General features: G+C 65.0%; 16 protein-coding genes. 14 read left to right on the forward strand and 2 right to left on the reverse strand.

Annotated elements, in window-relative coordinates; translation table 11 throughout:
- Positions 1–7: 7 nt before the first annotated feature.
- The 14 genes from V2S85_RS07430 to V2S85_RS07495 all read left to right on the forward strand — a co-directional run bounded on the left by V2S85_RS07430 (position 8) and on the right by V2S85_RS07495 (position 11,786).
- A complete protein-coding gene (locus V2S85_RS07430) occupies positions 8–673 on the forward strand; it encodes a hypothetical protein (RefSeq protein ID WP_330702221.1) in 666 nt (221 codons plus the stop codon).
- On the forward strand, positions 673–2,433 hold the full coding sequence (locus V2S85_RS07435) for a hypothetical protein (RefSeq protein WP_330702222.1): 1,761 nt from the start codon (positions 673–675) through the stop codon (positions 2,431–2,433). The genes V2S85_RS07430 and V2S85_RS07435 overlap by 1 nt, the downstream gene beginning before the upstream one ends.
- Positions 2,430–2,678, forward strand: a complete 249-nt coding sequence (locus V2S85_RS07440) for a hypothetical protein (RefSeq protein WP_330702223.1) — start codon at positions 2,430–2,432, stop codon at positions 2,676–2,678. Before V2S85_RS07435 ends, V2S85_RS07440 begins: the two co-directional genes overlap by 4 nt.
- Before the next feature lie 5 nt (positions 2,679–2,683).
- Positions 2,684–3,619 (forward strand): hypothetical protein, encoded by a 936-nt coding sequence (locus V2S85_RS07445; protein WP_330702224.1) that lies wholly within the window; start codon positions 2,684–2,686, stop codon positions 3,617–3,619.
- Positions 3,620–3,805: 186 nt separating this feature from the next.
- Complete coding sequence (locus tag V2S85_RS07450) at positions 3,806–4,624, forward strand: DNA adenine methylase (RefSeq protein WP_330702225.1); 819 nt, start codon at positions 3,806–3,808, stop codon at positions 4,622–4,624.
- 82 nt (positions 4,625–4,706) lie between these two features.
- Positions 4,707–5,261 carry a phage baseplate assembly protein V gene (locus tag V2S85_RS07455; protein WP_330702226.1) on the forward strand — a complete coding sequence of 185 codons (555 nt, stop codon included), beginning with the start codon at positions 4,707–4,709 and terminating at the stop codon, positions 5,259–5,261.
- The gene (locus V2S85_RS07460; RefSeq protein WP_330702227.1) at positions 5,261–5,605 is read left to right on the forward strand and encodes a GPW/gp25 family protein; all 345 of its coding nucleotides are present in this window, start codon (positions 5,261–5,263) and stop codon (positions 5,603–5,605) included. Before V2S85_RS07455 ends, V2S85_RS07460 begins: the two co-directional genes overlap by 1 nt.
- Before the next feature lie 13 nt (positions 5,606–5,618).
- Positions 5,619–6,794 carry a phage tail sheath subtilisin-like domain-containing protein gene (locus V2S85_RS07465; RefSeq protein ID WP_330702228.1) on the forward strand — a complete coding sequence of 392 codons (1,176 nt, stop codon included), beginning with the start codon at positions 5,619–5,621 and terminating at the stop codon, positions 6,792–6,794.
- 53 nt (positions 6,795–6,847) lie between these two features.
- Positions 6,848–7,360 carry a phage major tail tube protein gene (locus V2S85_RS07470; RefSeq protein WP_330702229.1) on the forward strand — a complete coding sequence of 171 codons (513 nt, stop codon included), beginning with the start codon at positions 6,848–6,850 and terminating at the stop codon, positions 7,358–7,360.
- Between the two features lie 59 nt (positions 7,361–7,419).
- Positions 7,420–7,752, forward strand: a complete 333-nt coding sequence (locus tag V2S85_RS07475; RefSeq protein WP_330702230.1) for a phage tail assembly protein — start codon at positions 7,420–7,422, stop codon at positions 7,750–7,752.
- A gap of 11 nt (positions 7,753–7,763) precedes the next feature.
- Positions 7,764–7,895 (forward strand): GpE family phage tail protein, encoded by a 132-nt coding sequence (locus V2S85_RS07480; RefSeq protein WP_330702231.1) that lies wholly within the window; start codon positions 7,764–7,766, stop codon positions 7,893–7,895.
- Entirely contained in the window at positions 7,895–10,354 is a 2,460-nt protein-coding gene (locus V2S85_RS07485) for a phage tail tape measure protein (protein ID WP_330702232.1), read from the forward strand. Before V2S85_RS07480 ends, V2S85_RS07485 begins: the two co-directional genes overlap by 1 nt.
- 11 nt (positions 10,355–10,365) lie before the next feature.
- On the forward strand, positions 10,366–10,779 hold the full coding sequence (locus tag V2S85_RS07490; RefSeq protein ID WP_330702233.1) for a phage tail protein: 414 nt from the start codon (positions 10,366–10,368) through the stop codon (positions 10,777–10,779).
- Complete coding sequence (locus V2S85_RS07495; RefSeq protein WP_330702234.1) at positions 10,776–11,786, forward strand: contractile injection system protein, VgrG/Pvc8 family; 1,011 nt, start codon at positions 10,776–10,778, stop codon at positions 11,784–11,786. The genes V2S85_RS07490 and V2S85_RS07495 overlap by 4 nt, the downstream gene beginning before the upstream one ends.
- Here the strand turns inward: V2S85_RS07495 and V2S85_RS07500 are convergent.
- Positions 11,764–12,369, reverse strand: a complete 606-nt coding sequence (locus V2S85_RS07500; protein ID WP_330702235.1) for a hypothetical protein — start codon at positions 12,367–12,369, stop codon at positions 11,764–11,766. The genes V2S85_RS07495 and V2S85_RS07500 overlap by 23 nt on opposite strands.
- Positions 12,370–12,584: 215 nt before the next feature.
- Entirely contained in the window at positions 12,585–12,983 is a 399-nt protein-coding gene (locus tag V2S85_RS07505) for an HIRAN domain-containing protein (protein WP_330702236.1), read from the reverse strand.
- Positions 12,984–12,986: the final 3 nt, after the last annotated feature.

Here is a 12,986-nt window from a genome sequence, read left to right on the forward strand (position 1 = left end):
AACCGCCATGGCCAAATTCAGCGAAGCGCCGGGGATCGCCGGCCTCCTTAACTACAAGCCCGGTGTCAGCGTCGCCGCCGCGCTCGACAAGCTGCTCTATCCCGGCCTGTCGATCACGGCCTTGACCGTCACGCCCAGCCAAATCGAGCAGGGCGCGTCTGTCGCGGTGACCGTGGCATGGACTATCTCCGGCACTATCACCGGCCAGACGCTTGAAGGCGTCGCCGTGGCGCCGGCCGACCGCTCCAAGGTGTTCCCCGGCGTCTCGGCAAGCAACGCCTTTGACCTGACGGTCACCGACGCCGCCGCACCGGGCGGCGCCGTCTCGGCGAACCGCTCGGCATCGGTCACGGTCCTGCCACGCCGCTTCTGGGGTGTCGCCGATGCCGCCGCGCTCGACAGCGCCGGCGTGGTCGCGCTCGCTGGCAGCGAATTGAGCAACGCGCGGGCGAAAAGCCTGACCGTCGAGGGCAGCGCCGCGCCCGGCAAGTACGCGTACTACGCCTATCCGGCCTCGCTGGGCGATCCCGCCAGCTACAAGATTTACGGCTTCGACGAGGCGCCGGTGAAAACCACCGTCAGCGTGACCACCGCCGCCGGCGCCACGCTCAACTACATCGTGCTTCGCTCCCCCAACAAGCTGACCGGCACCATCCCGGTGGAGATTTCCTGATGCCCAGCGTTGCATCCAAGGTGAAGGCGGGCGGCGCCTTCAAGGTCGTCGATGCCAGCGACATCGAAGAGACCGCCGACGCCAAGGTCTTTACCGCCGACGAGCGGGCGCGCCTCGCCGGCATCGAGGTTTCGACGTTCGAGACCCTCGACACCTCGACGGTGATGTACGTCACCGACGAAGGCGGCCGGGTAATGTTCACCTTGCCCGATCCTACCGTCACCGCCAACAACGGCGCGATCGCTGTCCTGCAGGCGACCGCTACCACGTCCGATATCTTCGAGACCTTGGACGCGGGTGCTGCCGTCTGGATGCTCGACGCCGGGCAGCGCGTCGTCGGTCAGGTCGCCGACCACACCACCGTGCAGGGACACTCGGCGGCGATCGCCGACTTGCAGGCATCGAGCGCCGGGCTTGGCGTGTTCGAGACCCTTGATACCGCGATGGGCCTGATCGTGACGGACGCGGGTGACCGCATTATCCAGGCGCTCTACACCACCGATCCCGCCCTTGCTCTCGCAGTCGCCACCAACACGTCGGCGGTTGCCACGCTCACCGGGCGCGTATCGTCGATTACGACGCCAGACGGCGCGCCCGCGATCGGCGCCTACCGCCCGCGCCTGATGCGCCAAACCAAGGCAATGCTGGCCATGCTGCAGGCCGGCACGGCGCTAAATTCCACCGGGCTGCTTCCGCTCGTCAGCCTCGCGGGCATGGGTGACAGCTATACGCACAACGCTGATCGCTGGTGTGGCAAGTTCGCTAATGAGGGCTTTGCGCGCTTCGGCGACGGCGGGGCGGGCTTTACCGGTTTCGGCTTCCTCACTTCGAGCAATACGGCGCCCTGGACGGCAGGCAATCAGCCAAACTTCAAGCAGGGCAATGTGCGCTCGGCTTACGCGGTGCGCCACTACGGCAACGTCATCGGCACGTACTACAGCGCCCAGACCGCCGACCTGTCGATGGCCACGCTTACCCAGGCAGGCGATGCGATAGAGCAGGACTTCCCTGCCAATCATCCCAACACCGTCGCCCGCCTCGGCTACATCGCTGCGGCCGGCGCGGCGGCGCGGATCACGCGCGACGGCGGCGCGACCTGGACCGCCCTCGACCTGTCGGCCAATCCCGGCGTGTTCCAGTACATCGACATCGCTGCCCTGCTGCCTGCGAGCGCAGGCACTATCCGCATCGAATGGGTTTCGGGATCCTGCGCGATCTGGGGGACGTTCTGCCGCGCGGCCTTTGGCTATGTCTTCAACAAGCTGGCCGCCACCGGCTCGCGCGTGGGCCAGTACGCAGCCGTCGCCAACACCGCCAATTTCCGCTTGTCGCTGCAAATGTGCGACATCACCGGCGTCCTCTACATGGACGGCACCAACTCGCAGGGCGCCAACATTCCGGTCACCACGTGGGGTGACCAGATCACCACGCTGGTGGGCGGCATCCGCGCCGCACTCCCCGGCGTGGATATCGCCTGCGACACTCCGGCCGAGAACCAGCGCGACACCAACGTCATCGCGATCGCAGACTATGAGCGTGAATTGCGCAAGCGCGCCCTGACGCTCCGGATCGCAGTTGACAGCGATCAGGACAGCTTCGGCGATGGCGCCAACCCGACCGAGTACGGCGACGCCAACGCTAACCCGAACCTCAGGTTCTATCACAGCGACAAGATCCACCCGGTCACTGGCCTCGGCGGATGGGCGATGGCGCAGCGACGCATCGAGAGCTTCTACCCGCCCATGAGGAAGGCAGCATGATTCCCGCCGAGAATGACAGCGTGCGCTACCGGGTTCTGCGCAACCCGGTAACCGCCCCCAACAAGGATTACACCGCGCTGGCCATAGTGCTTGGCGTGAAGGCAAGCGGCCTCGTCGACCTTGTGGTCTTTCCGAAGACCGAAGGCGTGGACCCCTTCCAGATCGCCGACGTGCCTTTCCGCGGTGCCCGCGACCCTGACAGCCAGACGTTCAGCGTCTGGGAACCCCTCGAAGACACGGAGTAAGAAAAATGGCCGCTATTGGTGTTCCCAACCTTCGAGCGACGGGCGTTGCCGAGGATGTCACCCGCCCCAAGCGCTGGCGCGACGCTGTGCTGAAAGGCGTGCCGAATGAAGGCGTGCGCTTCCTGTTCGATCTGGCCTTCCCGTGGAGCTATCCCGGCGGGCCGATGGCTGGGCGTCCGGCGGCCGCAGCCCCCGGCGGAGGGGCTGTCGTTCAGGACATGAGCGAGCATGCCAATGGCAGTGTATCGCTTGGCACGTCGGGCGGCGGCGCGGTTATCAATTACGCGGGCGGCGGGTTCGACTTCAGCGCATCGGCTCTGGCGAGTGGCGGCCTCGATCGCGGCATCATCGCGCCCGCTTCGGTGCTCGCGGACATATTCACGCCCTTCGGCGGTGCATCGCAGCGCTACCTGTTCATGATGTATCTGAAGCTGCCGGTTGTGGCAGACTGGCAGGTGACGTCGGCGGGCCTTCTGACGTTCGCATCCGACAAGCCCTATTCGACCGATCCGTCGCTGCTCAATATCGGCTTTGGTCTCGGCGGCGGATCCGAAGGGCAGATCCAGTCGCGGCGGCAGACCGCGCTCAACGCCCAGAACCAGAGTGCCGTCCGCGCAGAAGCCGGCGACTTCGGCACCGTCTGCCAGCTGGGTATCTGGCGCAATGCTGCGGGCCAAGGTCTGCGTCTGCGAAGCCTGACCAGCGGGCTCGCTGCGAAGATCGCAACTCAAGCAGCGGGGGCTGACAATGCGCTCGATTTTTCGGCCGACACTTTCGCATTCGGAAGGACTGCAGCGTTCGCGGCCAATGGCGGAAACCTGATGAACGGCTTTCGCATCTACCGCGCCATGGTCGAGAATCTCGCGCGGTCGGGCCGCGATCCGGTTGCGGTGCTGGACGCGGACTTCGCACGCGCCCAAGCGCGCGCGGCGTTTTCGTGAGGCTCGCACCTCACTGACTAAGCGCCTTCACGGCGCTGCATTCCCCCTTTACGGAAGGGGGCTCCGGATGTCCCCACATCCCGAAACCAGCGAGCCTGCACTCGCACTCTGACGGGCGTCACGCCTGTCCCATCGAGTACCCTTCCGCGCTCAGGCGCGGGAGGGACATCGTGCAGGAAATCCAACATGTCTACCCCTTTTGTTCTCGTTTCCCCAACCTCTCCCGTCGCCGGTTACATCGGCGGAAAACGCAACCTTTCCAAGCGCGTCTGCGCCATCATCGAGCGCACGCCGCACACCAGCTATGCGGAGCCTTTCGTGGGCATGGGCGGCATCTTTCTGCGCCGTAAGACCCGTCCGCGAGCCGAGGCGATCAACGATATCTCCGGCGATGTCGTCACCTTGTTCCGCTGCCTAGCCGAGCACTATCCCTACCTCGTCGACATGCTGCGCTTCCGCGTCGCGAGCCGCGCCGAATTCCAGCGGCTGCTCGGGCAGGATCCCGACCGTCTCACGGATCTCCAGCGCGCTGTGCGGTTCCTCTATGTCCAGCGCCTGGCATTCGGCGGCAAGGTGTCCGGCCGCACCTTCGGCGTCGATGCGTCGTCGCCGGCGCGGTTCGACGTCGGCAAGCTGGAGCCAATGCTTGCGGATCTCCATGACCGCCTGCAGTCCGTCGTCATCGAGCGCCTGCCTTACGCGGACTTCATCCGCCGGTATGACCGCGACGGCGCCCTGTTCTATCTCGATCCGCCCTATTGGGCCTGCGAAACGGACTACGGCGCCGACGTGTTCACCCGCGCGGACTTCGCGGCGCTCGCTGACCAGCTGGCGGGGATCAAGGGCAAGTTCCTGATGTCGCTGAACGACAACGCTGGCGTGCGCGAGACGTTCGGACGCTTCGTCATCGACGCGATCGACACCACCTACACGGTCGGCGCGGAGTCCCGGCCCGCCCGCGAAGTGCTGATCAGCAACTACGCGCTCCGGGCAAACGACAACTGATCGCATAGCCCCTGCATTTCGCTAATCGTTCAGCGAAATGCAGGGGCGCGAAAGTCGCTGCGGCCCGCGCCAAGGTCTCACCATGGCGCGAACTGCAGACCCTGAACAGCTGACCGGCGAACTGATCCAGATGGGCACCATTGCGTCCGTCGATCACGACGCGGCAACCTGCACCGTCGAAATCGGAGATCTTACCACCGGCAACCTGCCTTGGCTGGCTCAGCGCGCGGGCAAGGTGAAGGTCTGGTCTCCGCCTTCGGTCGGTGAACAGTGCGTCGTCTTCTGCCCCGAGGGTGACCTTGCGGGCGGCATCGTCCTGCTGGGTATCTGGTCCGACGCCAACCCCGCCCCGTCCAGCGATCCCGACGTCGTTCACGTTGAATTTCCTGACGGCGCCGTCATCGCCTACAACCACGCCAGCCACGCTTTGGCCGTGACCCTCCCCAGTGGTGGTACCGCGACTGTCGATGCGCCCGGCGGGACGACGTGGAACGGCCCGGTCACCTTCAACGATGATGTCACGGTGAATGCTTCGGTGACGGCTTCCGAAGATGTGATCGGCGGCGGCATCAGCCTGAAGAGCCACAAGCACACTGGCGTTGCCGCCGGCGGCGCCCAGAGCGGGGCGCCCGTCTGATGGCCGGCATGTCCCGCACCGCAGGCACCGTGATCGATGGGCTCGACAGCATTAAGGAATCGGTGGCCGACATCCTCGGCACGCCGATCGGCACGCGCGTCGGCCGGCGCGATTACGGATCGCTGCTGCCTGAGCTGATCGACCAGCCCATGACGGGACCAAACATCCTGCGGGTCTACGCCGCCTCTGCGCTCGCAATCACGCGATGGGAGGATCGCCTGCGCCTGCGACGCATCACTCTCGCGGCCGGCACAAGCCCGGGCGCCGCCATCCTGAACATCGAAGCCGATCGCACGGACACCGCGCCCGCGACGGCTCGCACCCGCTTCGCTCTGTCTCTCTAGCCAAGGAACGCTCATGCCCTTCAAGCACGGAATCACCGTTACCGAGATCGTCGAAGGCGCCCGCACGCTGACGGCGGTGTCCACCGCCATCATCGGTCTTGTCGCGACCGCGCCCGACGCCGTCGCCGGCGTCTTCCCTCTCAACCGGCCGGTGCTCATCACCGATATCGAGACCGCGATCGGCAGCGCCGGCGTTGGCGGCACGCTGGCGAAGGCCCTGCGCGCCATCGCCGACCAGACCCGGCCGATCCTTGTCGTCGTGCGCGTCGATGTCGGCGCCAACGCGGACGAGACCGCCACGAACGTCATCGGCACCACGACGGCCGAAGGGCTCAAGACGGGCATGCAGGCGCTGCTGGCTGCGCAGGCGCAGCTGGGCGTGAAGCCGAAAATCCTCGGCACGCCCGGTCTGGAAACGCAGGCCGTCACCGCCGCGCTGGCCGTGGTGGCGCAGAAGCTGCGCGCCTTCGCCTATGCCCGCGCGATCGGCGAGACGGTGGCGGCTGCCACCCTATACCGGGCCAATTTCAGTGCTCGCGAACTGATGCTGCTGATGCCCGACTTCCTCGCCTGGGACACTGCTACCAGCGCTGCGATCACTAGCTACGCCGCCGCCCGCGCCATGGGCCTTCGCGCCCTGATCGACACCCAGAGCGGCCCGCACAAGACGCTGTCCAATGTGGCGGTCAGCGGTGTTGTCGGTCTCACCAAGGACATCCATTGGGACATCGAGGACGCGTCGAGCGAAGCCGGCGTGCTCAACGCCTCGGAAGTGACGGCGCTGGTCCGCACCGATAGCGGCCTTCGCTTCTGGGGTAACCGCACCACGGCCGAAGCCGAGAGCGCCTTCGTGTTCGAAAGCACTACGCGCGTCGCGCAGCTGCTTGCCGACACGATCGTCGCCGGCATGATGTGGGCGATCGACAAGCCGCTGACCCCCAGCCTCACCAAGGACATCATCGAGACCATCAACGGCCTCTTCCGCCAGCTGAAGGCCGGCGGCGTGATCCTCGGCGCAAGGGCGTGGTACGACGAGGCGCAGAACGATGTTTCCGCACTCAAGGCCGGCAAGCTGCGCATCGAGTATGACTACAGCGTCCCCCCGCCGCTCGAAGACCTCGGTTTCAACCAGCGCATTACCGACAGCTACTTCGCCGACTTCTCCGCGCAGCTGTCGCAGGACGTCTGAGCGGCCGGCCAGCATCCCGCCTTTCCCCTTTTATTCGATCATAGGAGCCCGCCATGGGAATGCCCAGCACCCTCAAGGACCAGATGCTGTTCAACGAAGGCCTCGCCTACATGGGCGATGCCAAGACCGTCACGCTGCCCACGCTCACCCGCAAGATGGAGGGCTATCGCGGCGCCGGCATGAGCGGCGAAGTGCAGATGGACATGGGGCAGGAGGCGATGGAGATGTCGTTTACCTGCGGCGGCCCCATGCGGCAGGTGCTGCGGCAGTGGGGTACGCCCACCGTTGACGGCGTCTACATCCGCTTCGCCGGCAACTATCAGGCGGACGATACCGCCGACGTCAACCACGTCGAAGTCATCGTGCGCGGCCGGTTCTCGGAGATCGAGATGGGCGATCAGGAAACCGGCGAAGCCAGCGAATTCAACGTCACCATGGCGGTCGCTTACTACAAGCTGGTTTGGAACGGCCGCACCGAACTTGAGATCGATCCGCTGAACATGATCGAGTTCGTGGACGGCATCGATCGCCTGGCCGAACGACGCGGCCTCCTCGGCATCTTCTGACCTCTCGGCCCGGCCCCGCGCCGGGCCGCCCATCTGATTCCTGAACTTCGGAGAGCACTATGACCGACGCTTCCACCATTGCCATCGCCGCTGCCAGCACCGGCCCTGTCCTGCGCACCGTAGCCCTCGACACGCCGATCGTGCGCGGCGAGCAGACCATCGCCACGCTGCAGCTGCGCAAGCCGCGCTCGGGCGAACTGCGCGGCCTCTCGCTTGTCGATCTTGGCCAACTGAAGGTTGATGCCCTGATCAAGATCCTGCCGCGTATCTCCATGCCTACCGTCACCGAGGTGGAGGTAGGCAACATGGAGACCGCGGACCTGCTCGCCTGCGGCGCGGAGATCGGGGGTTTTTTGCTGCAGAAGTCGCAGCGCATGGATGCCCTCGACTAGTAGACGACGCGATGGCGGATCTGGCGATCGTCTTCCACTGGTCGCCAGACGTCATGGACGGGATGGATCTGTCCGAACTCATGTCCTGGCGCGCGCAGGCTGCGCGCCGCTCGCAGCCCCCTCCTAAAACCGGAAAGAAGTAATGGCGGACAGGAATCTTCGGCTTCAGGTCATCCTGCAGGGGCTCGACAAGCTTACCGCGCCCCTCAAGTCGATCACCGGCGCGTCGTCCGCCGCGCGCCGGGATCTGGCAAAGACCGCTGACGAACTGCAGCACCTCGACAAACTGCAGAAACAAGTTGGCAGCTACAAAGCCAAGGAATCGGCTTTTGGCGCCGACACCCGCAAGTTGCAGGAAACGACCGCGCGCATGGCGGAATTGCGAGCGCAGATCGACGCGACCGACAACCCGACGAAGAGGCTGTCGAAGGAATTCCAGCAGGCGGAACGGCAGGCCGCTGCGCTCACCGCGCGCCTCGATGCCGGCGGCGCCGAACTGCAGCAGCTGTCCGCGCGCCTGTCCGCCGCCGGCATCGACGTCGGCGACCTCGCCCGGCACGAAGACCGCCTGTCCGAACGCACCGAGCAGGCGAACAGAGCCCTGCGCCAGCAGACGGCCCAGCTGGAGCGGGTCAACAAGGCCAAGCGCAATTCGGAAAAGCTCAACGACATGAGCAGCAAGGCCACCGGCATGGGGCTTGGTATGATCGCAGCCGGGGCGGCCACCGCTGCTCCTGTCGTGGGCGCCGTGAAGCAGGCGATGACGCTGGAGAGCGCCATGGCCGATGTCTCCAAGGTCACCAACATGACCCGGCCGCAGGTTGAACGGATGTCGACCGACTTCATCGACATGAGCGAGAAGATCCCGATGGCGGCGAATGAACTCGCTACCATCGCCGCCGCTGCGGGTGCCGCCGGCGTGGGCATGGACAAGTTCGGCAAACCGCTGCCCGATCAGCGGCAGCAGCTGCTCGCATTCACAAATGACGCGGCGGAGATGGGGGTCGCCTTTGATATGACCGCCGATCAGGCCGGAGAGACGATGGCGAAGTGGCGCACCGCGTTCGAATTGCCGCAGGCAGGCGTTCGGTCGCTGGGCGACGGCGTGAACGCCCTGACCAACCGCTTCGGGGGCAAGGCAGCCAACGTCACGGATATCATCACGCGCATCGGCCCACTCGGTAAGGTCGCTGGTCTCGCCGCGCCCGAGATCGCCGCGCTTGGCTCAACCCTCGATTCCATCGGCATTCCCAGCGAAGTCGCCGCCACCGGCATCAAGAACACGATGCTGGCTCTGACCAAGGGCGAGGCCGCCACCAAGGGCCAGCAGGCGGCCTTCAAGTCGCTGGGACTGGAAGCGACGGACGTCGGCAAGCGCATGCAGAAGGATGCGTCGGGCGCGATCATCGATGTGATGGAGCGGATCGGCAAGCTGGATGCAGACAAGCAGTCCGGGATCCTGACCCAGTTGTTCGGCTCGGAAAGCGTCGCCGCCATCGCCCCGATGCTTACCAACCTCGACGGCCTGAAGCAGCGTCTCGAATTGGTGGGCAACACCAGCAAGACGGCGGGATCGATGCATGGCGAGTTCCTCAATCGGATTGCCACCACCGAAGGAGCCACCGGCCTCGCCACAAACGCCCTGTCCGGCCTCAACATCACTATGGGCAAGGCGCTGCTGCCAACGGTGGTCAAGGTCGCCGGCTACGTGAAGACCGCCGCCAGCGCCATGCGCGGATGGGCGCAGGAGAACCCGGTGCTCGCCAAGGGCCTGATGATCTTCCTAGGCGTCGGCGCCGGGCTTCTCGTCCTGCTCGGTGGCATGGCGCTGGCCTTCGCCGCTCTCACCGCAGCCGCCGCGCCGCTGGGCATTGCGCTGGGGCCGCTGCTGCTGATCGTCGCGGCCATCGCCGCCGTCGCGGCGGCTGCCTACCTGATCTACGCCAATTGGGGCGCGATCACCGCATGGTTCGCCAACCTTTGGGCAGGCATCAAGGCGATGTTCTCCGGCGCCCTGGACTTCATCGTGCAGGCCTTCCTGAACTTCACCCCGCTTGGGCTGCTCGTCCAGGCATTCACGCCAGCGCTCGCCTATCTGCGCGGCCTCAACTTCACCGAGATCGGCCGCAACCTCATACAGGGGCTGATCAACGGCGTGGTAGGCATGCTCGGCGCGCTCAAGTCGACGATCGTCAATGCGGCGAGTTCGGTCGCGAACTGGTTCAAGGAGAAGCTGGGCATCCACTCGCCCTCGCGCGTCTTCGCCGGCCTCGGCGGCTTCGTCATGGCCGGGCTCGATCAGGGCCTTGCGGCGAACACCTCAGGCCCGCTCTCGCGCATCACGGACCTATCCGGGCAGATGACCCGCGCGCTCGCAGTCGGTGCCGGCGGCGTTGCGATGGCGGCAGTGACCCCGGCCGCCGCTTCGGCCGTCGCCGGCGCCGCTCCTGCATCAGCCGCCAGCGCTGGCGCGGCAACCTACAACCTGCACTTTCACGGCATTAGCAGCGATCCACAGGACATCGAAGACGCGGTGCGTCGGGCGATGGAGGCGATCGAGCGTGAGCGCCGAGGCCGCGCCATGGCCGACGGCGATAACTGAGGACGATACCCATGCACCTGATGGCCCTTGGTATGTTCCTCTTCGAACTCGGCACTCTCCCGTTCGAGGAACTGCAGCACAAGATGGACTGGCGCCACGCCCGCGCCCCGCGCATCGGCGCGCGCGACGCCAACCAGTACGTAGGACCGGGCGATGAGACGGTCACCCTGTCGGGCGCTGTCTACACCGAACTATCTGACGGCATCGTGTCGCTGGAAGACCTGCGGGCAATGGCCAATCAGGGGGAAGCTTGGCCGCTCGTGACGGGCAGCGGCCGGGTCTACGGCAACTTCGTCATCACCGCGATCGACGAACGGCAGGTCTACCTCATGGCGGACGGCACCCCGCGCCGGATCGACTTCGGCATCGACCTGCTCGGCGTTGATGATCCCGCTGCCGTAACCAGCGCGCCGGCCGGCGCATGACCTACGCTGTCAACAACATCGCCGACTGGCGCGTCACGATGGATGGTGTGGATCTGTCCGATCGCATCCGCCCCCGGCTTGTCTCACTCACCCTGTCCGAGAAGCGCGGCGATGAAGCCGATCAGCTGGACATTGTCCTGAGCGATCATGACGGCATGCTGGCCATCCCGCCTGAAGGCGCGGTGCTGCAGCTGCAGCTGGGCTGGCTGCAGGGACGTGACGTGACGCCGGGCCTGATCGACAAGGGCAGCTTCAAGGTGGATGATGTCACTCACAGCGGCCCGCCTGACCAGATCACCATCCGCGCCCGCGCGGCCGACTTCACCAGCGAGATCCGCAACCGCCGGGCGCACAGCTGGCAAAACACCACCTTGGGCGCAGTGCTGACAGAGGTCGCGGGGCGCAATGGCCTTACGGCCCGGATATCGCCCGCCATGGCGTCGATTGCGCTCACCACGGTGTCGCAGAGCCGGGAAAGCGACATCGCGTTCCTGCGCCGTCTGGGGCGGGAAAACGATGCGGTAGCCACCATCAAGGACAAGCACCTGATCTTCGCGCCGAAGGGCGCCGGCCAGACCAGCAAGGGACAGGCGCTACCAGCCCTGACCATCCGCCGGCGCGACGGTGATCGCCACAACTGGCAGCGCCAGAAGCGCGATGGGCAGGAAGGCGTGACTGCCGTCTGGCGCGACAAGAAGGCGGCGAAGCACAAGCCGGTGACGATCGGCAAGGCAGAAGGTGCAAAGAAGCTGCGCAAGGTCTATCCGGACGAGGCGTCGGCAAAACGCGCGGCTGCAGCGGAGACCGCCCGTTTGAAGCGCGCGCCGGCGACATTCGATATGACGCTCGCGCTCGGTCGCGCCGATGCCTATCCCGAAGCGCGCGCTGAGGTGGCCGGCTTTAAGCCCGGAATCGATGGCACAACGTGGCTGGTCTCGGAAGTAACCCACCGCCTGGACAAAAGCGGTGGGTTCCGCACCGACCTCAAGATGGAGCTTGCGCCTTGATCTGAGCGAACTCTACCTCGCTATCCGGGATTTTAGCGTTCTCGGCGACACCAAGAAAATTCATTCGGCAAAACGCTTCGTCATTTGAAGCCTTCGCAAGTTTCTCACGGTAATCCGATGCGTTCGCCATACTGTCGTCGCCATCGATGATCTGCATAGCCAACCTCATTGCATCGTGTCGGCCGGCGGCAGCCTTGCGGCACGAGGCCAATGCCTCCTTCTCCAGCTGACGATCTTTAAGGGGCAGTTCGTCCAGTAGATCGGTGCGGCCCAACTCATCCATTGCGTCCGAGCAGGCTTTCAATCCTCGCTTCGCCTCTTCGTATGCGTCGATCCCCCGCGATCGACCGGCAGCCGCCTTGTCGATTTCGCTTTGCGCCAGCTTCGCCGACCACTGGCAGTCCATTGTTCGCATGATTGCAAGACGCATCGTGGAGACGACGCTGGTCTGCAATTTGGTCAACTCGACGGCCGGAGTGGCGCTCGCTTCAGCCTCCGCAGTTGGGGCCGACGTTTCTGGGTCCGTACTGTCCGATCCATCCTTTCCGATCAGGTACGTGCAGCAACCAAGAGCGAAGACCAACCCAAGGCATCCTATAGCAGCGTTTCGCGTGCTCTTCCCGTTGGCGGCCTTTGCAACTTGCACCTCTTCTGAAGTGAACTCCGTTCCACAATGCTTACAGATAGAGGCATCCACTTGGATGATTTCTTTACATTTAGGACAGAGCCGCTGCCCAAGCTTCGGCGTTTTCGCCACAATTTACCCCCCGCTTTGCGCCCGCGACGCGGGCATCTCAGTCAATCGTCCGGCCAGATCTCATCTGGATAGAAATCCGGTTCAGGATCAGGCGGCGCAATGTCTGGTTCTTCCGGCTCGACCAGCATGGCATCGGTCAGAGCGGGCGCTTGCCCGTCGAACGAAACTCGTATCCAAGCCCCAAAGTCGGCAACTCGTTGGAACACTGCCTGCGCGTCATAGCTGGCCAGGAGAGCGCCCACGCGGGGCGCTCGCTCTGCATTGACATACCCGATCTGCACGCCGCGAGTAGAGAACACCGCGATGGCGTGACGGTCTTTTTTGTTCGTCGGCTCAGGTACTAACCTAACCATCTCGCCCGCATGGCACAGCATGATCTCGAACTGCCGGTTCGAACCGTCTGCGTTCGGGAATGCGACACCCACAACCGCAAGCGACATTGC

The sequence above is a fragment of the Novosphingobium resinovorum genome, assembly GCF_036352595.1.
Classification (GTDB): Bacteria; Pseudomonadota; Alphaproteobacteria; order Sphingomonadales; family Sphingomonadaceae; genus Novosphingobium; species Novosphingobium resinovorum_B.